Source organism: Azospirillum agricola, assembly GCF_020005195.1.
Lineage (GTDB): Bacteria > Pseudomonadota > Alphaproteobacteria > Azospirillales > Azospirillaceae > Azospirillum > Azospirillum agricola.
The window spans coordinates 2,601,967-2,624,540 of the sequence record NZ_JAIFZR010000005.1 but is presented as its reverse complement, the minus strand read 5'-3'; the positions used below and the strand labels follow the sequence as shown (position 1 = coordinate 2,624,540).

16 protein-coding genes and 1 riboswitch are annotated in these 22,574 nt (G+C 69.8%); of the genes, 11 read left to right on the top strand and 5 right to left on the bottom strand.

What is annotated here, in order from left to right:
* Window positions 1–42: 42 nt before the first annotated feature.
* Window positions 43–140, top strand: a riboswitch (TPP riboswitch).
* An 85-nt stretch (window positions 141–225) separates the two neighbouring features.
* The 6 genes from JN22_RS27420 (at window position 226) to JN22_RS27395 (ending at window position 8,080) form a co-directional block, all read left to right on the top strand.
* A complete protein-coding gene (locus JN22_RS27420) occupies window positions 226–1,332 on the top strand; it encodes an ABC transporter substrate-binding protein (RefSeq protein ID WP_085556903.1) in 1,107 nt (368 codons plus the stop codon).
* Window position 1,333: 1 nt separating this feature from the next.
* Complete coding sequence (locus tag JN22_RS27415) at window positions 1,334–2,209, top strand: branched-chain amino acid ABC transporter permease (RefSeq protein ID WP_085556902.1); 876 nt, start codon at window positions 1,334–1,336, stop codon at window positions 2,207–2,209.
* Window positions 2,210–2,399: 190 nt separating this feature from the next.
* Window positions 2,400–4,115, top strand: a complete 1,716-nt coding sequence (locus JN22_RS27410) for a branched-chain amino acid ABC transporter ATP-binding protein/permease (protein WP_085556901.1) — start codon at window positions 2,400–2,402, stop codon at window positions 4,113–4,115.
* Window positions 4,112–4,825: an ABC transporter ATP-binding protein gene (locus JN22_RS27405; protein ID WP_085556900.1), complete on the top strand. Its 714-nt coding sequence runs from the start codon at window positions 4,112–4,114 to the stop codon at window positions 4,823–4,825. The genes JN22_RS27410 and JN22_RS27405 overlap by 4 nt, the downstream gene beginning before the upstream one ends.
* Window positions 4,826–4,915: 90 nt before the next feature.
* Window positions 4,916–6,169: a hypothetical protein gene (locus tag JN22_RS27400; RefSeq protein WP_223677909.1), complete on the top strand. Its 1,254-nt coding sequence runs from the start codon at window positions 4,916–4,918 to the stop codon at window positions 6,167–6,169.
* Window positions 6,170–6,274: 105 nt separating this feature from the next.
* A complete protein-coding gene (locus JN22_RS27395) occupies window positions 6,275–8,080 on the top strand; it encodes a chloride channel protein (protein ID WP_223677908.1) in 1,806 nt (601 codons plus the stop codon).
* Between the two features lie 16 nt (window positions 8,081–8,096).
* Here JN22_RS27395 and JN22_RS27390 read toward each other — a convergent pair whose 3' ends face one another.
* Window positions 8,097–8,921: a polyphosphate kinase 2 family protein gene (locus JN22_RS27390; RefSeq protein ID WP_085556897.1), complete on the bottom strand. Its 825-nt coding sequence runs from the start codon at window positions 8,919–8,921 to the stop codon at window positions 8,097–8,099.
* 201 nt (window positions 8,922–9,122) lie between these two features.
* On the opposite strand from JN22_RS27390, the gene JN22_RS27385 reads away from it, so the two are divergent.
* Window positions 9,123–12,440 carry a maltotransferase domain-containing protein gene (locus JN22_RS27385; RefSeq protein WP_085556896.1) on the top strand — a complete coding sequence of 1,106 codons (3,318 nt, stop codon included), beginning with the start codon at window positions 9,123–9,125 and terminating at the stop codon, window positions 12,438–12,440.
* 5 nt (window positions 12,441–12,445) lie between these two features.
* Here the strand turns inward: JN22_RS27385 and JN22_RS27380 are convergent, their stop codons facing one another.
* Window positions 12,446–13,333 carry an AraC family transcriptional regulator gene (locus JN22_RS27380; protein ID WP_085556895.1) on the bottom strand — a complete coding sequence of 296 codons (888 nt, stop codon included), beginning with the start codon at window positions 13,331–13,333 and terminating at the stop codon, window positions 12,446–12,448.
* Between the two features lie 76 nt (window positions 13,334–13,409).
* Between JN22_RS27380 and JN22_RS27375 the strand changes: the two genes are divergently transcribed.
* Window positions 13,410–14,501, top strand: coding sequence for an alpha/beta hydrolase (locus JN22_RS27375; RefSeq protein WP_085556894.1), 1,092 nt, complete (start codon window positions 13,410–13,412; stop codon window positions 14,499–14,501).
* A gap of 151 nt (window positions 14,502–14,652) precedes the next feature.
* On the opposite strand, the gene phaC is transcribed toward JN22_RS27375, so the two are convergent.
* On the bottom strand, window positions 14,653–16,458 hold the full coding sequence (gene phaC, locus JN22_RS27370; protein WP_085556893.1) for a class I poly(R)-hydroxyalkanoic acid synthase: 1,806 nt from the start codon (window positions 16,456–16,458) through the stop codon (window positions 14,653–14,655).
* 297 nt (window positions 16,459–16,755) lie between these two features.
* On the opposite strand from phaC, the gene JN22_RS27365 reads away from it, so the two are divergent.
* Window positions 16,756–17,091, top strand: a complete 336-nt coding sequence (locus tag JN22_RS27365; RefSeq protein WP_223677907.1) for a hypothetical protein — start codon at window positions 16,756–16,758, stop codon at window positions 17,089–17,091.
* Between the two features lie 128 nt (window positions 17,092–17,219).
* On the opposite strand, the gene JN22_RS27360 is transcribed toward JN22_RS27365, so the two are convergent.
* The gene (locus JN22_RS27360; protein ID WP_085556891.1) at window positions 17,220–18,644 is read right to left on the bottom strand and encodes an HlyD family type I secretion periplasmic adaptor subunit; all 1,425 of its coding nucleotides are present in this window, start codon (window positions 18,642–18,644) and stop codon (window positions 17,220–17,222) included.
* A 57-nt stretch (window positions 18,645–18,701) separates the two neighbouring features.
* Window positions 18,702–20,330 carry a type I secretion system permease/ATPase gene (locus JN22_RS27355; protein WP_085556890.1) on the bottom strand — a complete coding sequence of 543 codons (1,629 nt, stop codon included), beginning with the start codon at window positions 20,328–20,330 and terminating at the stop codon, window positions 18,702–18,704.
* 476 nt (window positions 20,331–20,806) lie between these two features.
* Here JN22_RS27355 and JN22_RS27350 point away from each other — a divergent pair, with 476 nt between their 5' ends.
* Together JN22_RS27350 and JN22_RS27345 are read left to right on the top strand one after the other, a co-directional pair.
* Window positions 20,807–21,334, top strand: a complete 528-nt coding sequence (locus tag JN22_RS27350; RefSeq protein WP_085556889.1) for a peroxiredoxin — start codon at window positions 20,807–20,809, stop codon at window positions 21,332–21,334.
* Between the two features lie 248 nt (window positions 21,335–21,582).
* Complete coding sequence (locus JN22_RS27345; RefSeq protein WP_085557369.1) at window positions 21,583–22,572, top strand: extracellular catalytic domain type 2 short-chain-length polyhydroxyalkanoate depolymerase; 990 nt, start codon at window positions 21,583–21,585, stop codon at window positions 22,570–22,572.
* Window positions 22,573–22,574: the final 2 nt, after the last annotated feature.

Sequence of the window (22,574 nt, the reverse complement as noted above, 5' to 3'; positions counted from 1 at the left end):
CCGCTTGACAGGATGGGGAGGGCGGCGACACTCTCGCCCCCTCGTTCACGGCTGGGGTGCCCGTCTGACGGCGGGCTGAGACCACACCCATCGAACCTGATCCGGGTCATGCCGGCGAAGGGAGCCGAGCGCGCCAACGACCCGGCCGACCGGCCTTTCCCCGACCGGCCCTCCCGTTGCCCCGTTCAGTCCTCCCGCCGCCGGCGCAGGAGGAGTTTTTCGGTCATGCGGCGCGCGGCTTTCCTTGCTCTTGGTCTTCTGGCGGCGCTGCCGGCACGGGCCGAGACGCTGTCCTTTCCGGTGCTGGTCCCGCTGACCGGCTTCCTGTCGCTGGAGGGCACCAGCCAGCGCAACGGCGCCGCGCTGGCGCTGACGGAGGCCGGCGCCAAAGCGGACGTCATCGACACCGGCACCTCGCCGGAGGCGGCGGTGACGGCGCTGGAGCGGGCGGCCGGCAACGGCAGCGTCGGCGCCGTGGCGGCGAGCATGCTGGGCACGCAGATGTTGGCGATGCTGCCGCTGGCGGCCGAGCTGAAGCTGCCGCTGGTCACCGTGTCGGGCACCGCCTCGATCACCGAGCAGGGCAATCCCTGGGTCTTCCGCTTCTTCCCCGGCGACGCCGTGACCAAGACCGCCCACGCCCGCTACGTGGTGGAGGAGCTGGGCCGCAAGCGGCCGGCGCTGATCTACCAGACCACCGCCTACGGCCAGAGCGGCAAGGCCCATCTGGAGCCGGCCTTCAAGGCGTTGGGCGCCGAGCTGGTGTTCGAGGAGGGCGTCGACCCGGCGGCCAAGGATCTGCTGCCGGTGCTGACCAAGGCGCTGGCAGCCAAGCCGGACGTGCTGGTGCTCCATCTGCATTCCGGGCCGACCGCGCTGCTGTTGAAGCAGGCGGCGGCGAGCGGCGTCACCCTGCCCATCGTCGCCGGCTCCGCCATGCACCAGCCGAGCACGGCGGCTCTGCTGGAGCCGGCCGAGCTGAAGGGTGTGTGCGCGGAGACCGCCGCCTCGCCCATTTCCGGCGGGTCGCCGGCGATGGAGGCCTTCACCGCCTCCTACCGCGCCGCCTTCGGCAAGGAGCCGGACGCCTTCGCGCTCGGCCAGTATGACGGGATGAGGATGGTGCTGGCGGCGGTGCGGGATGGCGCGAAGACAGCCGAGGACATCCGCAAGGCGCTGGCCGGCGGTAGCCACGCCGGCCTCGCCATGACCTACAAGTCGGACGGCAAGGGCAACATGGCCCATTCCGCGGTGATCGTCTGCTACGACGGCACCAGCCGCGTGCCGGCGCTGGTCAAGCGCTACAACGATGTGGCGGGCGTGGTGAAGTAGGGTGGCGACGGCGCTTCAGCTCCTGCTGAACGGGGTGGCGCTGGGGGCGGCCTACGCGCTGGTGGCCCTCGGCTTCGTGCTGGTGCTGAACGCCACCTCGGCGGTGAACTTCGCGCAGGGCGATCTGGTGATGGCCGGCGGCCTGCTGGCGGTGGCGCTGGCGCCGCTGATCCCGCTGCCGGGCATCGTGCTGCTGCCGGTGGTGCTGGTGCTGATGGCCGGGCTGGGGCTGCTGCTGGCGGCGGCGGCCTATCTGCCGCTGCGTCGGCGCCCGCCGGTGTCGGTGTTCATCAGCACCATCGCGGTGGGCATCATCCTGCAGAACGGCGCCTCCGTGCTGTTCGGGCCGGAGCCGCGCGTGGCGCCGCCGCTGTTCGGCGATGGGCTCTGGCGGATCGGCGGGGTTGCGGTGGCCGAGCAGTCGGTCGCCATCGTCGCCGTCGCCGCCCTGCTGATCGGCGTCCAGCAATGGGTGTTCGGGCGCACGCAACTCGGCCGGCGGCTGCGCGCCACCGCGCAGGATCCGGAGATGGCGCGGGCCTGCGGCGTGCCGGTGACGGCGATGATCCTCATCACCTTCGCCATCGGCACGGCCTGTGCCGGGGCGGCGGGGTTGCTGCTCGCCAACCGCTATTTCGTCACGCCGACGGCGGGCGGCGATCTGATCCTGAAGGCCTACATCGCGGTGACGGTCGGCGGCTGGGGCTCGGTGCCGGGGGCGGTGGCGGGCGCGCTACTGATCGCGCTGTTCGAGGTCGGGGTGTCGTCGGTGCTGTCCTACCCGGTGGCGCTGGGCGCGCTCTACGCGACGTTGCTGGTGATCCTGGTGGTCCGGCCGCAAGGGCTGTTCGGCGAAGCGGTGCGCCGCCGTGCGTGAGATGTCCGATCCGGGGATGGCTCCCTCTCCCGCCCCGGGAGAGGGAAGGGGCCCGCCGCAGGCGGGAAGGGTGAGGGGTTCTCCAAGACGCATGCGCCTGGATCCTTGGGGAACCCCTCACCCGGCGCCTTCGGCGCCCCCCTCTCCCGGGGCGGGAGAGGGACTCAAGCGGACGGGGAGGGAGCGCTAGATGCGGGCTTCGCTTTCCGGCCGCGTGGCCGACGGCATCCTGGCACTCGCGGCACTGGCGCTGTTCGTCCACGCGGTCGGCTTCGCGTCGCCCTACGGGCTGCGGGTGCTGACCGTCGCCGGGGTGTACGCGCTGGCCGCCTTCGGCTTCCAGATCCTGTTCGGGCTGGGCGGGGCGCTGTCGCTCGCCCAGGGCGCCTTCTTCGGGCTGGGCGCCTACGTCACCGGGATTCTCGGCAGCCGGTACGGGCTGGACTTCGCCGTCACCTTTCCGCTGTCCCTGCTGGTGCCGTTGCTGGTGGCGCTGCCGGTCGGGCTGGCGGTGCTGCGGCTGGAATCGCATTACTTCGCGTTGGCGACGCTCGGCATCGCCCAGGTTCTGCATCTGCTGGCGGTCAATGCGCCGGAGTTGACCGGCGGTGCCAACGGGCTGCCCGGCGTGCCCGGCGTCGCGCTGTTCGGCTGGGCGGTGCCGCGCGGGCTGCCGATGGCGGCGCTGGTCTGGGGGATGGTGGCGGTCGGGGGCACCCTCGGCTGGTGGCTGGCACGCGGGCGGCTGGGGCGGGCGCTGGCGCTGGTGCGCGACGATCCGATGGCGGCGGCCACGCTGGGGCTGGACGTCGGCCGGCTGCGGTTGACCGCCTTCGGCGTCAGCGCGCTGTTCGCCGGAGCGGCCGGGGCGCTTGCCGTGCACACCCAGCGGGTGGTGTCGCCCGAGGTGCTGGAGTTCCCGGTGATGGTCTCCATCCTCACCATCGCGGTGGTCGGCGGGCGCGGGCGGATGGCCGGCGCGGTGCTGGGCGCCGTGCTGCTGGTCCATCTGCCGGAATGGTTCCGCGCGCTGGAGCGCAGCTACCTGATCGTCTATGGCGCGGCGCTGCTGCTGACCATCCTGCTGGCGCCCGACGGGCTGACCGGCCTGCTGGAGCGGCTGTTCCCGCGCCGTGCCCGTCCCGTCCCCGACGCGGCGGAGCCCCCGCCCGGTCGCAAGCGCGACGGGGAGGCGCTGTCGGTCGAAGGGCTGTCGAAGGCCTTCGGCGGCGTCCACGCGGTGCAGGGCGTGTCGCTGATCCTGCGGGCCGGCACCATCACTGGCCTGATCGGCCCCAACGGGTCGGGCAAGACGACGCTGATCAACCTGATTTCCGGGTTGGAGCGCCCCGACGCCGGCACGGTACGGCTGGCCGGCCAAGCCCTCACCGGCGCGCGCCCGGACCGTCTGGCCCGCGCCGGTCTGGCCCGCAGCTTCCAGGCGGCGGCCTTGCCGGACGGCTCCACGGCGCTGGAGGCGGTGGCCGCCGCCCGGCTGGCGTCGGACAGCGACCTCGCGGCTGCGGAGTCGCACGCCCGCTGGGCGCTCGACCGCATGGGGGTGGGCGAGCTTGCGGCGCGACCGTGCCGCGATCTGCCGGCGGCGTCGAGGCGGCGGGTGGAGTTGGCGCGGGCGCTGGCCCGCCGCCCGTCGGTGCTGCTGCTCGACGAGCCGGCGGCCGGACTGACCGATTCCGAGAAGGCCGATCTGGCCGTCCGCCTGCGCGCCCTGGCGGCGGAGGGCGTGGCCTTGCTGGTGGTGGAGCACGACATGGGATTCTTGCTGCCGCTGGCTGGCCGGGTCGTCTGCCTGGACCGAGGGCGGACGCTGTACGAGGGGCCGCCGGAGGGGGTGCGGAGCGATGCCGCCGTGGTCGCCGCCTATCTTGGCGGGGGAACGCCATGACCGCGCTGCTGTCGGTGGAGGGGCTGTCCGTCGCCTATGGCGGCGCCACCGCGCTGGACTCCGTCTCGCTGTCGGTCGCGGCGGGCGAGACGGTGGCGCTGCTGGGCGCCAACGGAGCCGGCAAGTCGACGCTGCTGAAGGCGTTGCTCGGCCTTGTTCCGACGCGGGGGCCGGCGCGGGGAAGCGTGCGCTTCGACGGCGCCGACCTCGCCGGGCTGGCGACGGAGCGGCGGGTGCGGCTCGGCCTCGGTTACGTGCCGGAGGGGCGGCGGGTCTTCGCCGGCATGAGCGTGCGCGACAATCTGGAGGTCGCCGGGCTCGACGACCGCCGCGAGCGCGCCCGCGACGTCGAGCGGATCTTCGCCCTGTTCCCTGATCTTGCCCGCAAGAGCGGGGAGGGCGCGTGGCGTTTGTCCGGCGGCCAGCAGCAGATGCTCAGCCTTGGCCGGGCGATGATGGGGCGGCCGCGCCTGCTGCTGCTCGATGAGCCCTCGCTCGGCCTGTCGCCCAAGCTGGCCGACGAGCTGTTCGCCGCCGTCCGCGCCATCGCGGCGTCGGGCACCGCCGTTCTGCTGGCCGAGCAGAGCGCCGTCCGCGCCCTGTCCGCCGCCCCGCGCGCCGTGCTGCTGCGGCTGGGCAGGGTCGTCCGGGACGGGCCGTCCGCCGGCCTGACCGAGGCGGCGCTGCACGACGCCTTCTTCGGCGTATGACCTTTGCGGTCGGGGGGCTCGGTTGCCCTTGCGGACCGGCGCGGTCGCGGATAGCTTCGCGCCCACAACGGACTTATGGATTACCTCGTCATGACCGCCCGTTTCGCCGCTCCGCTCTCCGCGCTCCTTCTTCTCTCCGTGGCGGTGCCGTCGGCGGCGGGCGTGCAGGTGGCGGAACTGGTGCCGGTCGAGCCGACGCTGCCGCCCGCCGCCTATTACGGCGTCCCGGCGACCGAGACCGAGGTGGTCGGACCGGCCGGCCGCCCCGGTGCCCCGGCGGCGCGGTCCGCTCCCGCCAAGGACGGCCCGGCCGAGCTTGAGGATGGCTGGGAGGGCGGTGCCGCCAAGGACAAGGACGGCAAGTTCGCCTATTGCGTGATCGAGGGCGGCTTCACTTCGGGCCATGTGCTGATGATCGCACGCAGCCAGAAGGGCGAGACCAACATCGGCATCGGCATCCCCGGCGCCCAGCTTCCGCCCGGCGAGAAATGGCCGGTCAAGGTCGAGGTCGACGGCAAGCTGAAGCGCGAGCGCGTCGCCATCGCGCCGCAGCCCGACATGCTGGTCGTCTCCAACGGCAAGGACGAGGAGCTGGTCACCGCGCTGATGAACGGCAAGGAGCTGGTGGTCGCCTCGGCGTCCGACCGCATCGCATTCGCGCTGAAGGGCACCAAGAAGGTGCTGACCGATCTGAAGACCTGCGTCGACAAGGGCGGCAACGTGCCGCCGATCAAGACCTCCACCGGCACGAAGCCGCCGGTCCCGCCGCAGGCGCGCCTGCCGGAGGGACTGGCCGGCCTGCTCGCCTCCGCCGGGGTGCGCGACGCCGAACTGGTGCCGATGGACAAGGTGCCGGCCGACCAGCGCCCGGCCGACGTGGCGTGGCGGTTCGGGCCGATCGTCGGCGGCATCCGCGAGCGGGTGGTCGGCGACGGGGCCAAGCTGGACGAACTGTCCGGCGCCTTCGCCGAGGCGATGAAAAGCCGTTGCGAGGGCACCGGCACCATTTCGCTCAACGCCAGCGAACAGGCGGGAACCGTCACCCTGCGCACGGGGGCGGTCGATTGCGCGATGCCGCAGGGGACGCTGCATGTCTCGCTGACCTTCCTGCTGTCGCAGGGACGGCTGTTCACCGTGCTGTTCCACGAGGCGGGCGAGCCCGACGTCGCGCTGGCCGACAAGGTCCGCGACAATCTGGCCCAGGTGCTGCGCAAGGCGGGAACCGCCGCGGCGGCGCCGGCGGCAGCGGCATCCTCCGCTCCGGCTTCGGCCGCGCCCGCCGCGGCGACCGCCCCGGCACCGGAGACACCTCCGGCTGCCACTTCCGCGCCGGCCAAGCCCTGACGGCTGCTCTCCCACCGTATTGGTTGACGAAACGCCGGGCGGCGCCATGTCCGGTGTATGCCGGACAACGCCTCATCCCTGGAAAGCGGCGCCCTCGAGAGCGGTATGGAGCAGGGCGCCCGCGCCGGAACCGACCTCTGCGCCACCCTTGATCCCAAACCGGCCTCGCTGGCGCGGTGGAGCGTGCGCGACAGCGCGCTGGCGGTCGTCCTCCTGTCGGCCCTGCTGGGCGGCGTCATCGGTCTTGCGGTGGGAACGCTGCACGAGGGCGTCATCGCCTTGCAGGCGCTCGTCTTCGGTCTGCCGGAAGGGGAGAGGCTGGGGCAGGCGGCGCTCGATCCCACGCGGGCGCTGGCGGTGCCGGCGCTGGGCGGCCTGCTGCTGGGAATTCTGGTGACGCTCATCCGCCGGTGGCGCCCGCGCGACATCGTCGATGCGGTGGAGGCCAACGCGCTCTACGGCGGCAAGATGTCGCTGATCGACAGCCTGCGCCTGACCGTGACGACCACCCTGTCCAACGGATCGGGCGCCTCGGTCGGGATGGAGGCCGCCTACACCCAGGCCGGCGCCGGGCTGGCCTCGGCGGTCGGGCAACGGCTGCGGCTGCGGCGGGCGGATCTGCGAACGACGGTGGGCTGCGGGGCGGCCGCGGCCATCGCGGCGGCCTATCACGCGCCGCTGGCCGGCGCCTTCTACGCCTTCGAGCTGGTGCTGGGCGGCTACACGCTGGCGGCGCTGGCCCCGGTCGGGGCGGCGGCGGTGCTGGCGGTGGCGGCGTCCGGGCTGCTGACCGACGCGGAGGCTCCGCTGGCGCTCGGCCGGCCGGTGGTGGTGGCGGGCTGGGATTACGCGGTCTGCGGCGTGGTCGGCTTCCTCGCCGGCTGGCTCAGCATCCTGGCCATGCAGGCGGTGACCTTCGCGGAATGGGCGTTCCGCCGGCTGCGGGTGCCGCGCTGGCTCGGTCCGGCGCTGGGGGGGCTCGGGGTCGGTGGGCTGGCGTTGGCGGTGCCGGCGGTGATGGGCAGCGGGCCGGGGGCCGTGCCGCCGGAACTGGCCGGCGGCGCGCTGGCCCTGCTGCTGACGCTGGTGGCGAAGATCCTGGCTTCGGCGCTGTCGCTGGGGTCGGGGTTCCGCGGCGGGTTGTTCAGCGCCTCGCTGTTTCTCGGCGGGCTGTTCGGCGGGCTGCTGGCGATCCTTGCCGAGACGGTGGCGCCGGGGCTGGGCGTGGACCGCGGCCTGCTGCTGCTGGTCGGCATGGGGTCGGTGGCGGCGGGGGTGATCGGCGCGCCGGTGACCATGGTTCTGCTGGTGCTGGAGACGACGCAGGATCTGTGGGCGGCGTCCGGCGTGCTGATCGGGGTGGTGGTGTCGACCGTCGTCGTCCGCCACGCCTTCGGCTATTCCTTCGCCACATGGCGCTTCCACCTGCGCGGCGTGCCGATCCGCGGCGCCTACGACGTCGGCTGGCTGTCGGAGTTGACGGTGGTCCGGCTGATGCGCAGCGACGTCAAGACGGTGCTGGCCAGCCACAGCGTCGCCGCGCTGCGCCGGCTGCACCCGCTGGGATCCTCGAAGATCCTGTTCGCGGTCGATGGGCAGGGGTTCTACGCCGGGATCATCGACATGGCGGCGGCCCACGACCCGGAGCTGGACGCCACGGCCGAGGACATGACCGTCGCGGATCTGGCGCGTCATCCCGACCTCGGCCTGTTTCCCGGCGACGACGCGCGCACCGCCCTGCGGCGCTTCTGCGCGGCGGAGGTCGAGGCGTTGCCGGTGCTGGCCGCCCCCGGCGACCGTCGCGTCGTCGGCTACGTGACCGAGTCCTACGCGCTCCGCCGCTACTCCCAGGCCCTGGAGCGCCAGCGCGGCGAGGATCTGGGAGAGCGCGGGCTGTGGGGACGCGACTGAGCGGTGCCGCCGCGCGTCAGACGCCTTGCGGAGTCTCCACGCCCAGCATCCTGGCGGCGATCCGGGCAACATTGCCGTCCATCGGCGGCGGGCTGACGTCCACCCCCTCCTTCAGCGCCCTGGTCACGGCATCCAGAACCGCCAGCCGCGCGAACCATTTCGAGTTCGCCGGGATCGCGGTCCAGGGCGCGTTCGGGGTGGAGGTCTTGTCGAACATCGTCTCCGTCGCCTTGACGTACTCGTCCCACTTGGCACGGTTGCGCAGATCCTCCTCGGTCAGCTTCCAGCGCTTGTAAGGGTTGTTCAACCGTTCGCGGAAGCGCTCCAGCTGCTCTTCCGGCGTGATGTGGAGGAACAGCTTGACGATGCGCACGCCGTCGTCGGTCAGCAGCCGCTCGAACTCGTTGATCTCGTCGTAGGCGCGCTTCCACTGCTCCTTGGTCGCCAGACCCTCGATCCGCTCGACCAGCACGCGGCCGTACCAGGAGCGGTCGAAGATGGCGAAGGTGCCGCCGGCCGGCAGCTTGGTCCAGAAGCGGTAGAGGTAGTGCTTGCTCTGCTCCTCCGCCGTCGGGGCGGAGATCGGCCAGACATGGAAGCCGCGCGGGTCGAGCGGCTCGGTCAGGCGGCGGATCGCCCCGCCCTTGCCGCCGGCGTCCCAGCCCTCGAAGACGAGGATGGCGCGGCGCTTCTCGTGCCAATAGGTCTGCTGGATGTGCAGCAGCTCCTTCTGGAGCTTGCCGAGCCGGTGCTCGTACTCCTCGGCCGAGTCGATCCGGGTGTCCGTCTGATCCAGCTTGTCGAGGCGGATTTTCTGGATTTTGGCGGGCTTGTCGGCCATGGCGGGTCCTTGTCGGGAGTGGGAGAGTGTTCCAGAGTAAGGAACGGCGGGGAACCTTCCGTGATCCCGGGGGTTGAGCCGCGAGGGCCACGCGCCGGTGCCGGGTTGCCGTCCAACGACGATCCTACATGGGGACGATCCCACATGGGGTTGCGCGGACTGTCAACGGTCGAAACCGGCGGCAATCCGCGAGGGGATTCCATGACCGAGACCGGACCGCGCATCTACAACCTGTTTCCGACCCTGGTCGGCCCGGTGCGCGATTGGGCGGGCCATCTGCCGCGCATCCAGGGGATGGGCTTCGACTGGGTGTTCCTGAATCCGATCCACCAGCCGGGCTTCTCCGGCAGCCTCTACGCGGTCAAGGATCCGTACCGGCTGCACGACGCCTTGCGCGGCGGGGCGACCGAGAGCGACGACGAGCTGCTGCGCGGCTTCATCCGGCAGGCGGCCGGGCACGGCCAGTCGGTGATGATGGATCTGGTGATCAACCACACCGCGCGCGACGCGCTGCTGGTCGGGCAGCATCCCGACTGGTACCTGCGCGGGCCCGACGGCGACCTGCACAGCCCCGGCGCCGTCGATCCCGCCGACACCAGCCGGGTGACGGTGTGGGGCGACCTCGCCTCGCTGGATTACGGCAAGGCCGAGGCACGGGCCGGGCTGGTCGAATATTGGAGCGGCTACCTGCGCCATTACATCGGGCTGGGCGTGAAGGGCTTCCGCTGCGACGCCGCCTATCAGGTGCCGGCCGAAGTGTGGCGCAGCCTGATCGACGCCGCCCGCTCCTGGAACCCGGAGGTCAAGTTCTTCGCCGAGACGCTGGGCTGCACGGTGGAGCAGGTGCGCGACCTGTGCGGCGCCGGCTTCGACTTCCTGTTCAACAGCGCCAAATGGTGGGACTTCAAGGCCGATTGGCTGCTCGACCAGTATGAGGCGTTCCGCTGGATCGCCCCGTCGGTCGCCTTCCCGGAGAGCCACGACACCGACCGGCTGGCCGCCGAGGTCGGCAGCCAGGACCATGTCCGGCTCGCCGCCCAGCTGAAGATGCACTACCTGTTCGCCGCCAGCTTCTCGACCGGAATCATGATGCCGGTCGGCTTCGAGTACGGCTTCACCCGCAAGCTGGACGTGGTGAACAGCAGCCCCGCCGACTGGGAACAGCCCAAGCTCGACCTGACCGGCTTCATCGGCGCGGTGAACGCCATGAAGGCGGCGGCCCCGGCGCTGAACGTCGAGGGGCCGCAGCGCCGGATCACCGCACCCCATAGCCCGGTGCTTGGCCTGCTGCGCACGGTGGACGGCGCCGCGCCCGATGGCCCGGACGGCGCCGCCATTCTGCTGTTGAACCCCGACGAGAACCGGCCGCACGCCATCGACCCCGGCCCGCTGCTGGCGGCGACCGGCGGCGGCTTCCGCGATTTCGAGGACGTGACGCCCGAGGCCGTGCCGCTGCCCTTCGAGCCCGGCGCGCCGTTGAACCTGCGCCCGCTGGAACTGCGCGTCTTCCGCGCCCAGCCGGCGCAGGCGCGCGCCGTCGAGCTGCACGACGTCGAGGAACGCGGCTGGATGGACCGGATCGCCGCCGGCCGCATGACGATCGAGAACGTCTATCCGGAGCTGGACGGCGGCCGCTTCGCGGTGAAGCGCGCGGTGGGCGACCTGATGGAGGTGTGGGCCGACATCTTCACCGACGGCACCTTCGTGCTCGCCGCCGTCGTCACCTACAAGCCGGTGGACGAGACGGAGTGGCGCGAGGCGCCGATGCGCCTGTATGAAAACGACCGCTGGGTCGGCCGGGTGCCGCTGACCCGCAACACCCGCTACGTCTACAGCATCGAGGCGTGGCGCGATGTGTGGGAAAGCTGGCGGGCCGACTTCAAGAAGAAGGTCGACGCCGGCCTGAACGTCGATCTGGAACTGGTCGAGGGCCGCCGCTTCATCGAGCATTCGATCACGCTGAACGAGGCCGGGGGCCGCGCCGCGCTGCGCGTGGTGGTCGACCGCATGCAGCAGCTCTCCGGGCGGGAGCTGATCGACTACGCGCTGTCCGACGAGCCGCGCCAGGCGATGGCGCTCTACGGCGAGCGGCAATACAAGTCGCGCTACGTGCGCGAGCTTGAGGTGTATGTCGACCGCACCGCCGGGGCCTTCTCGGCCTGGTTCGAGATCTTCCCGCGCTCGGCCTCGCCCGACCCGTCGCGGCCGGGAACCTTCGACGACGTCGTGACCCTGTTGCCGATGGTCCGCGACATGGGCTTCGACGTGCTGTATTTCCCGCCGATCCACCCGATCGGCCGTGCCTTTCGCAAGGGGAAAAACAACACGCTGAACCCCGGTCCGGACGATCCCGGCGTGCCCTACGCCATCGGCGCGGAGGAGGGCGGGCACGATGCCATCGACCCGATGATCGGCGATTTCGAGGGCTTCCGCCGGCTGGTCCGCGAGGCGAAGCGGCATGGGCTGGAGATCGCGCTCGACTTCGCGGTGCAGTGCTCGCCCGATCATCCTTGGGTGAAGGAGCACCCGCACTGGTTCTACTGGCGTCCGGACGGCTCCATCCGCTACGCCGAGAATCCGCCCAAGAAGTACCAGGACATCGTCAACGTCAGCTTCTACCGCGAGTCCTACCCGGACCTGTGGTACGCGCTGCGCGACGTGGTGTTGCTGTGGTGCCGCGAGGGGGTGCGCATCTTCCGCGTCGACAACCCGCACACCAAACCCTTCCCCTTCTGGGAATGGATGATCCGCGAGGTGCAGGACCGCTACCCCGACGCCCTGTTCCTGGCCGAGGCCTTCACCCGGCCCAAGCTGATGCAGCGGCTGGCCAAGGTCGGCTACACCCAGTCCTACAGCTACTTCACTTGGCGCAACACCAAGGCGGAGCTGACGGAGTACCTGACGGAGCTGACCCAGGGGCCGTCCAAGGAGTACATGCGGCCGAACTTCTTCGCCAACACGCCGGACATCCTGCCACCGATCCTGACCGAGGGCGGGCGCCCGGCCCACATGTCCCGCGCGGTGCTGGCGGCGACGCTGGCCGGCGTCTACGGGCTCTACGGCCCCTATCTGCTGTGCGAGGCGGAGGCCTATCCCGGCAAGCAGGAATACAACCATTCAGAGAAGTATGAAATCCGCCACTGGGACTGGAACCGGCCGGGCAACATCCGCGACTATGTGACGGCGATCAACCGCATCCGCCGGGAGAATCCGGCGCTGCACGGCTTCACGAACTTGAAGTTCTACAACGTCCACGACGACAACATCCTGCTCTACGGCAAAATGACGGCGGCGAAGGACAACGTGATCCTGATCGCGGTCAACCTCGATCCGCACAACGCCCATGGCGGGACCATCGAGGTGCCGCTGTGGGAGCTGGGCCTGCCGGACGGCGCCCATGTCCAGGTGGAGGATCTGTTCAGCGGCCATCGCTTCACCTGGATCGGCAAGTTCCAGCATGTCTGGCTCGACCCGCAGAATCCGGCGGCGATCTGGCGCATCACCCCGCCGGGGGTGTGATGGCGTCACCCGAAGCTCCCGCCGAGCAGCCGGTAGAGCCAGAAGGACTCGTGGGTGGCCATGAGGTCGGTCAGCTTTCCCGGAGAGAGGCCGGTGAGCCGGCGGACCTCCCGGCCCATGTGCGATTGGTCGGAAAACCCCAGATCGTTGGCAAGCGCCGCGAGGTCGAGCGTCCCGGCCTCGCGGTTCCGCGCGGCGTGGACGGCCACCTCCTCGACACGCGCGAAAAGCTGAAGTTCGCGACGGCTCAGGCCGGTCCACCCCTTGATGCGGCGCTGGGCCTGCCGCACGCCCCGGCCGGCGCCGGACAGCGCCGCCCTCACCGCCAGCGAGCGCAGCCAGTCCGCCATCAGCGGTGCCCGTCCGTTGCCATGCGGACGCGAATCGGACCACAGCGGCTCCAGCAGATCCTCCAGCCGATGGAAGGCCGCAACGTCCGTCTCCATCCCGAGAAGGGTTTGGAAAGCCGCCAGCAGCGGACCGGTGACGGCCCCCTCCAGCGGCAGGACCCGGCCGACGAGGCGTTCGGCGTCGATTCCGATGAGGGAACCCAGGGCTTCCGGGTAGAAGGCGACCGACAGGGCGTGGACCGGTCCGGGCGACCAGCTTGAGACGGGGCGGCGCTGCGGTCCGGACAGGACCAGACTCGGCAGGGGCGGGCCGAGGGTCGGTGGGACGCCGTCTCCCTGCTCCTCCACCATGTGGAGCGTGCCTTCGAAGATCAGCGAGACCATCGACATCGGCGTCGCCGGGTAATGGTTGAAGCGCTGGTCGTCCGACAGCATGGAGGCGCGCGTGTCGCGCGCCACACCGGCGAAGATGCCGCCGGCGAGCGAGGGGCGGGGCAGCAGCAGGCGGGCGGAGGCAGCGGACACAGAGGCAGCGGGCGGCATCGCCGGTGACGTTTCCGTTCTATATGGCGGGTCTGGCTCCAGGGAGAAGTTGGTCATCCGACCACTGGAGCCGAACATGGCCAAGACGATACTTCAGGGGCGCCTGCGCCACAAAGCCCGCAGCCTCGCCACCATCAGCCTGCTTTCCGCCCATGTGCTGGCCCGCCGCGCCCTCGGCAGGCCGCTGGTGCCGGAATGGAGTCCTCTGTTCGAGATCGGCAACCTGTTCTGGCGGGCGCAGTTCAACCACGCCTTCGCGCTTCGCGACATCGCCGAGGCCCGCGCCTATTTCGACAGCCTGGTTCATGTCCTGGACCGTGTTCCCGAGGTGGATGTCCGTCCGAGCCGTCCCGGCGAGCCACGCGGCGACTGGTTCATCCCGCGCGTCCGCAAGGGGGAGGCCACGCTGCTGCACTTCCATGGCGGCGGGTACAGCTTCTACGCCGACGTGACGCGCCGGTTCATCGCCATGCTGGCCGACAAGCTGGGGCTCCCCGTCTTCGCCCCCGACTACCGCCTGACGCCCGAGCATCCGCATCCGGCGCAGATCGAGGACGGGCTGGCGGCCTACCGGTTCCTGCTTTCCGAGGGCATCGAGCCGTCCCGCCTTATTGTGTGCGGGGATTCCGCGGGCGGCCATCTGACCTTGATGACGCTGGTCGGGGCGCGTGCGGCGGGGTTGCCGCAGCCGGCGATCGGGATCGGCCTCAGCCCATGGACCGACGTCGGGCGACGGGGCGCCAGCCAGTTCGGCAACGACCGCTACGATCTCGTCCAGGGCTACATGACCCTGCGCTTCGCGGACTGGCTGAAGGGCGAGGGCGGGCTCAGCGACGCCGAACTCTCCCCCATCCACCAGGATTTGCGGGGGCTGGCGCCGCTTTACCTTCAGGCTGGCGGCAAGGAGATCCTCGTCGACATGATTCGCGACTTCGCGCGGGAGGCCCGTGGCCAGGGCGCGCGGGTGCGCCTGGATGTCTGGGAACACATGACCCACGAGTTCCAGGCGCATGGGCAGGAGCTGCGCGAAAGCCGGGAGGCGCTGGAGCGGCTGGGCGAGGCCATCCGCTGGGCACTCGCTCCGGACGGGGCCGGCTTCCCCGCCATGTCCGGAACCGAACTGGATGCCCTCCGCGTCGAACCGGCCCCTGCACCGGCCGGCGGCTGACGGGAGCGGCGATACGCCCCCCTGCCGGGGGAAGGGGGGCGGCAAGCGGGCGAGAAACCGCGTCCCTTGAACGATCCCCGCCCGTGTGCGCGCCTCACGCCAACCCCTCTCCCGCAAGGGGAGAGGGGCTGCGAAGGGACCTGCGTCAGCCTCAGTCGTTCTTGACCTTGGCGTAGCTGCCGGGCGCGTCCTCGATCACGGCCAGCTTGCCGTCGCCGGGCTGGCGGGCGGGAACCTTGCCGTCGGCGAAGCCCGACACCCAGCGGTTCCACTCGGTCCACCAGGAACCGGGGGTCTGGGTCGCCGTCTCCAGCCACTCGTCGGGCGACTTGGGCAGCTTGTCGTTGGTCCAGTAGCCGTACTTGTTGGCCGCCGGCGGGTTGACGACGCCGGCGATGTGGCCCGAGGCGCCCAGCACGAACTTCACCGGGCCGGTGAACTGCTGCGCGCCGGCGTAGGTGCTCTTCCACGGGGCGATGTGGTCCTCGCGGGCCGACAGGAACATCGTCGGGACCTTGACCTTGGTCAGGTCGATCGGCACGCCGCCCAGCGTCACCGCGCCCGGCTGCACCAGCTGGTTCTTCTGGTACATGTTGCGCAGGTAGAAGCTGTGCATCGCCGCCGGCATGCGGGTGCTGTCGCCGTTCCAGTAGAGCAGGTCGAACGGGAACGGATCCTTGCCCAGCAGGTAGTTGTTCACCACGAACGACCAGATCAGGTCGTTGGCCCGCAGCATGTTGAAGGTGGTCGCCATCTTGGCGCCGTCGAGATAGCCCTGCTCGGCCATCTGGCCTTCGATGTAGGTCAGCTGCTCCTCGTCGATGAAGATCGACAGCTCGCCGGCCTCGGTGAAGTCCAGCATGGTGGTGAAGAAGGTCACCGACTTGATGCGGTTGTCCTTCTTGACCGCCATGTAGGCGAGCGTCGAGGCGAGCAGCGTGCCGCCCAGGCAATAGCCGATGGCGTTGACGTCGTCCTCGCCGGTCGCCTGCTTGATGGCGTCGAGCGCGGCCAGCGGGCCCTCGAACATGTAGTCCTCGAAGCCCTTGGCCGCCAAGGTCTCGTCCGGGTTGACCCAGGACAGGACGAAGACGGTGTGGCCCTGGTCGACCGCCCACTTGATGAAGCTGTTCTTCTCGCGCAGATCGAGGATGTAGTACTTGTTGATCCAGGGCGGCACGATCATCAGCGGGCGCTTGTTCACGTCCGGCGTGGTCGGCGTGTACTGGATCAGCTGCATCAGGCTGGTCTGGAAGACCACCTTGCCCGGCGTGACCGCGATGTTCTTGCCGAGCTGGAAGGCGTCGTAGTCGGTCATCGAGATGCGCAGCTCGCCCTTGCCGCGCTCCAGATCCTTCAGCAGATGCTCCAGGCCCTTGACCAGATTCTCGCCGCCGCTCTCGATGGTCGCGCGCAGAACCTCCGGATTCGTCATGACGAAGTTGGAGGGCGCCATCGCGTCGACGAACTGGCGGGTGTAGAAATCCACCTTCTTGGCGGTGTGGTCGTCGAGCCCGTCCACCTGGTTCACCGTGGACTGCATCCACCGGGCGCTCAGCAGGTAGGATTGCTTGATGAAGTCGAAGAGCGTGTTCTCGTCCCAGGCCGAATCCTTGAAGCGGCGGTCGTCCTTGGCCGGGGCGATGACCGGCTGGGTGTCCTGCCCGAAGAAGCGCTGCGTCGTCCGCTGCCACAGCGTCAGGTAATCCTGCCACAGCGACATCTGCGCCTGCATCAGCTTGGCCGGGTCGGCCATCATGCGGGTGGTCATCTCCAGGAAGGCGTGGCCGACGCCCATGGGGTCCGGACCGGCATTCTTGGAGCCGATGCCATCGGCGGCCTGACGCGACAGGAACTCGGAGACAAGCCGCTGGCTCTGTTCGGCGATGCGGGACATCGCGCGGGACATCTCGACCGGATCGGGAAGCTTGACGTCGGGGGCCTGATTCTCGGCCATGGGTTCGGTCCTTCTTGTCTTAAGCGAGTTTTGCGCTTCAGGAGGGGCGAGCGGGCGGCTATACAACAGGCGGAGCGGTACCAGAATCGCCGGGCCGACCTGCGACGGCCGTCCCGGCGATGCGGTGCGCGAAAGTTGTGAGAGTCCTCATACACCGCTGCTGTGAAGATTTCATTTCACGCGCCGCCGCACAAGAGCGGCGATGCGGCAAGCGACAAGGGGCGGGCGATGGCCAAGGGTGGACGCGAAACCGCGGCGGTTCGGCGGGTGTTGGGAGCGGTTTTCGTTGCTACGCCTATGGTTTTGGGCGTTGCAGCATGCAGCGAGCGGGCGCTCGACACCGGCCTGTTCGGCTCCGTCACCGGCGCGCCCTCGCCGGTCAGCGACAATCCGTCGCCCATCCGCGCGATGACCGGCGAGCGCACCGACTATCCGAATCTCGGAACGGTTCCGCCGCGCCCGACCGACCTGACCACCGAGGCGCAGCGCCAGACCGAGATGGACCGGCTGGCGAAGGACCGCGAGGCGTCGCGCCAGCGCAAGGCCGCCACCGAGGCCATCCCCATGCCGGAGCCGCTGCCGACCCCCATGGCGGTTCCGCCCAAGCCGAACCTCCAGCCGGGCCGGAGCTGAGGGGAGGCCAGGCGAACTTGCACAAACTGGCTCAAGCATAAGAAAAAAGCCCCGCGTCCAGGTGGACGGGGGGCTTTTTTGTGGTCGATGCTCTTCCCTCGCTTCCCCTTCCGCAAGGGCGCGCCGGATCACTCCTGGATGAAGGCCTTCACGTAGGACTGCTTCAGCGGCTGGATCAGGTAGTCGAGCGGGGTGCGCGGAGCCAGGACGATGCGGGCCTCCACCGGCATGCCGGCCTTGATCTTCAGGTTGTGGACCTGATGGGTGTCGGAGTCCTTCAGGCGGACGCGGGCCAGATAATGCTCCTGGCGGGTCATCGGGTCGGTCACGCGGTCGGCCGAGACGTAGGACACCGTGCCGTCGAGCGAGCCGACGACGCGGCTGTCGTAGGCGGTGAGCTGGATCTTCACCGGCAGATCGACCGCCAGCGACTTGACGTCCTTCGGCTGGACCTTGATCTCGGCCAGCAGGGCCTGGTTGTCGGGAACGATGTCGAGGATCGGCTCGTTGGCCGCGATGGTGCCGCCGACGGCCGGGTGGCCGTACATCACGACGTTGCCGTCGTCCGGGGCCTTGATGGCGCGGTTCTCGAGGCGGTTGCGGGCGTCGCGGATCTGCTCGGCGTACTTCTGCACGTCGCCGCGGGCCTTCTCCAGATCGACCAGCACCTTCTCGCGGAAGTCGCTGCGGCGGCGCACCAGATCGCCCTGGGCGTCGACGGCGGCCTGACGGGCCTGCGAGATGCGGGCCTCCAGCTCATGGCCGCGGGAGTGGAGCTGCGCGTTCTCCTTCTGCTGCTCGACCATCTTGGTGCGGGTGGCGTTGCCGCGGTCGAGCAGGCCCTGGGTGATCCGCATGTCCTCCTCGGACAGCTTCAGCTCGCGGGCGAGGAACTGGCGCTGCTGTTCCAGGCTGCGGACCTCGTCGCCCAGCGAGGCGACGCGCTCCTGGCTCAGCTTGGCCTCGGTCTCGAGCTGCGAGCGGCGGACCTGGAACAGGGTGTCCTGGTTGCGCATCGAGGTGTCGACGGCGGGGGTGCCGGCGCGGCGGTCCAGCAGGTCCTTCGGCCACTCGATGGCGCCCTTCTCGAACAGCTCGGCCGAGAGGCGGGCCTCCAGCGCCAGCGTGTCGAGCCAGGAGGCGTTCAGCATCTCCAGGCGGGTGAACGCCTCGGTGCTGTCCAGCCGCATCAGGACCTGGCCGGCCTTCACCCGGTCGCCTTCCTTGACCAGGATCTCGCCGATCTGGCCGCCCTCGGTGTGCTTCACGACCTTGCGGCCGGTCTCCGGGGCGAGCGCGCCGGTCGCCGAGATGGCGCTGTGCAGGGGAGCGATCGCCGCCCAGCCGGTCATGCCGCCCAGACCGACCGCCAGGACCAGGAAGCCGCCGGTCAGCAGGCCGCCGATGCTGGTCTCCGGCACCATCGACCGCAGCGCGTGGAGCGAGGTGATCTGCATCGACTTGCGGGTCGGCTTCGACTGGTTCGATTCCGGCTGGTGCGGCGGCTGGTTCGGCTGGAGCGGGGTCGGGAAGGTCGTGGTCAGGGTGGTCATGTCGCTATCCTTGTGCTCGGCGTCCGGAGGGGGCTGGGGGCGGGGAGGGGGGCCGGCTCAGCCGGCGGCCCCCATGGCCGCACCGACCGGCGCGGGGCCGAGGTTGCGGAGACGGGCGAAGTTCACGCCCTGCTGCGCCTGCTGGTCCTGACGCGGCAGCTCCATGGCCATGCCGTTCTTCAGCACGTAGGTGCGGTCGGACAGGTCGACGAAGGCCGGGGAATGGGTGCAGACGATGGTGGTGGCGCCGCGCTTCTTGGCGGCGGTGATGAACTCGCGGACCGACTTCATGCCCAGCTCGTCCAGGCCGGCGGCCGGCTCGTCGAGGACCAGCAGGGGCGGCTGGCCGAAGCCGGCGCGGGCCAGACCGATCATGCGGGCCGAGGCGCCGGTCATCGGGAACAGCGGATCGGCGACGTCGGTGTCGTAGCCGGCGGGCAGCGTCTCGATCCACTCGTGGATGCCGACGGCCTTGGCGGCGGCCTCGACCTGCTCGCGGCTGGCGGTGGCGAAGCGGGCGATGTTGTCGGCGATGCTGCCGGGCAGAAGGTCGACGTGCTGCGGCAGGTAGCCGATGCCCTGCTCGGGAGTCTCGGGGCTCAAGGTGGCGACGGACAGGCCGCCGAGGCGCACGGTGCCGGCCGAGGGGATGGCGACGCCGGCCAGCAGGCGGGCCAGGATCGACTTGCCCGCCCGGTTCGGACCGGCGACGCAGATGGTCTCGCCCGGCTCGACCGTCAGGGACACGCTGCGCAGCACCGGCTTCTGATCGCGGGGGGAGACGAACAGCAGGTTTTCGACGACGAGGCGCTCGTTCTCGACCGGCACGGCGGGACGCTCCGGCTCACGGGACAGGCGCTTCAGCAGCGGCAGCAGGCGGCTGGTGGCCTGGTAGGAGCGGATCAGGGCACCCCAGGCGCCGGCGGTCTGCTCGATCGGGGCGAGGCCGCGGCCGACCAGCATCGAGGTGGCGATCATGCCGCCGAAGGACAGGTGCTGCTCGATGACCAGCCAGGCGCCGGTGGCGGTGACGGCGATCTGGAGCACCATGCGCAGCCACTTGGTGGCGGCGCCGATGGCGGCGGACCGCTCATGCGCCAGACCCTGGAGCGCGCTGGAGGTCAGGAAGTCGCGGGACACCGAGTCCATGGCCGAACCGCCCATGCGCAGGCCGCGCACCGTGTCGGACTTGGTCAGCAGGGCGTCGAACAGCTTCTGGGCGCGGCTGGAAGGCTGCTTGCCGTCCTCGGCGAAGCTCTTGATCGCGACATGGGCGATCCAGCCCATCAGCGCCATCAGCAGCATCGAGACGACCAGGATGGCGGCCAGCATCGGGTGGATGACGTAGATGCCGAGCACGTAGAGCGGCGCCCAGGGCAGATCCATCAGGGCCGGCAGGCTGGGGCGGGACAGGGCGCCCTTGACCTCCATGAGGTCGGCGAGCGGCGCCGAGTCCGGTCGGCCGCGGCCGGCGGAGTCGAGCGCCTCGGCGGTCAGGCGGCGGCGCCACTTGACCTCCAGCGCGTTGCCGGCGCGGGCCAGCAGGCGGGAGCGGACCATCTCCAATCCGGCGCTGAGCGTCAGGGCAATGACGACGATGACCGTCAGCATGATCAAGGTGTCGTAATTCCCCGACGGGATCGCCCGGCTGAACACCTGCAACGAATAGAGCGGCATCGCCAGCATCAGAAGATTGATGGCGGCGCTGAAGACAAAGGCACTAACAAGTATCCTTGAGAAATAACGGCGATTGAAAATGGATTCTTTCTTGGCCTTGTCAGCCGTCGATCGCGAAGTCGTCTTTTCGGTAGCAGGCATGAAGAGCCCTCCAATTGTCACCGTTTGGCGCAGTGCCCACTGGATGCAGGCGAGGGACAGAAGACGCCATCTTGGTAAACGCACCCTTAAGAAGAGTGCCCGTCACAAGATTGCCACCGGGACTTACCACTTAATCCCACAGGACCGGGGCGCCGGGGCGGGAGTCCGGGCGCATCCGGGGCGGATTCCGCGGGAGGGACGGAATGGAGGGGCGGATCCGCGCAGGCGGGCCTCCCTGGTTGGAGCGCAGGTGCGAAACGGGTATCGTGCCTTCCGGTTTTCATCCCGTCGGCCGTGCACCGCCCGGCCGGCCATCGCCATCTTGAGAGAGTCGGAGACGAAGCATGGAAGGGCGCAAGGTTCCCTCGGTCGTGTTCAAGACCCGCGTGCGCGACGAGAGCGTCGGCGGGCCGAATCCGTTCCGCTGGCAGGATGTGACGAGCGACGATCTGTTCGCCGGCAAGCGCGTCGTGGTGTTCTCGCTGCCCGGCGCCTTCACCCCGACCTGCTCGAACGAGCAATGCCCGGCCTTCGAGCGGATGTACGAGGAGTTCAAGGATCTCGGCATCGACGAGGTCTATTGCCTCAGCGTCAACGACGCCTTCGTCATGTTCCAGTGGGGCAAGAGCCTGAACCTGAAGAAGGTGAAGCTGATCCCCGACGGTTCGGGCCACTTCACCCGTCGCATGGGCATGCTGATCAACAAGGATCACGTCGGCTTCGGCCAGCGGTCCTGGCGCTACGCGATGGTCGTCAAGGACGGCGTCATCGAGAAGTGGTTCGAGGAGCCGGGCATCAACGATGCGGGCGAGAACGGCGATCCCTACACCGTGTCCTCGCCGGAAACGGTCCTGGAGTATCTGCGCTCCTGATGTGTTGGCGGTCGTTCGGCCGCGGGAAATGGGCCGGTGGAGGAAAAGCCTTCGCCGGCCCTTTTTCATGACCGCCCTCCCTGTGGAGAGCGGTTTCATTCATTGGCACGCAAAGCTCATTTATCCCCGAGGATAAATCTCTTTAAGGTAGACTTTTCCAGTCATGTTGCTACGTTCCGCTGCGCAACGGGTGGCGGGAAGACGTGGTTATGGCGCACAAGCGGCCGGTCCTGTGGTTTTTGGTTGTCATGGCCGTTCTCGCCATGACCGGCGCGGGCATCGCCCAGCCGGCCAAGCCCGCGCCGCTCGGCTCCTTCCGGGTGGATCTGGCCAAGACCTCGGTGTCGGGCCTGTCGGCCGGCGGGTTCATGGCGACGCAGTTCCATGTCGCGAACTCCGCCTCGGTGATCGGCGTCGGGGTGGTGGCCGGTGGCGCCTATCTGTGTGCGGCGGAGAATCCGCTGCTGGCGGCCGCCTGCATGCAGGCGAACGGCTTCTGGCCGCAGGCCCAGGCCCTTTACGAACAGGCGGTTCCGCTGGCCGGGCTGGGCCGGATCGATCCGCTGGAAGGCGTGAAATCCGCGCGCGTCTACCTGTTCAGCGGCCGCAACGACATGATCGTCAGCACGGCGGCGGTCGACGCGGTGCAGGATTTCTACCGCGCCGCCAAGGTGCCGGCGAACCAGATCCGTTACGAGAAGGGGATCGAGGCCGGGCACGGCTTCATCGCCCCCGGCGGGCCGAACGACTGCAACGCCAACCGGCCGCCCTACGTCAACGCCTGCGGCACCTACGACCAGGCCGGGCAGATCCTCTCGCACGTCTATGGCGGGCTCAACCCGCCGGTTTCCGAACCGCGCGCGGCCGTCCCCTTCGACCAAACCCCCTTCCTTGGGGCGGACGGATCGGACCGCAGCGGGCTGGCCGACACCGGCTATGTCCATGTGCCGCCGGCTTGTGCCGGCGGGGCGGCCTGCGCGGTTCATGTCGTCTTCCACGGCTGCCGCCAGTCGGCCGCCAGCGTCGGCGACGCCGTCACCACCGCCGCCGGCTACAACCAATGGGCGGCCAACAACAATCTAATCGTGCTGTACCCGCAGATGGCGGAGGGGCGACCCGGAAATCCGCTCGGCTGCTGGGACTGGCGCGGCACCACGGGGCAGGATTACGCGACCAGAAGCGGGGCGCAGATCGCCGCGATCAACGCGATGTTGAAAACCTTGGCAGGGCAGAGGTAATC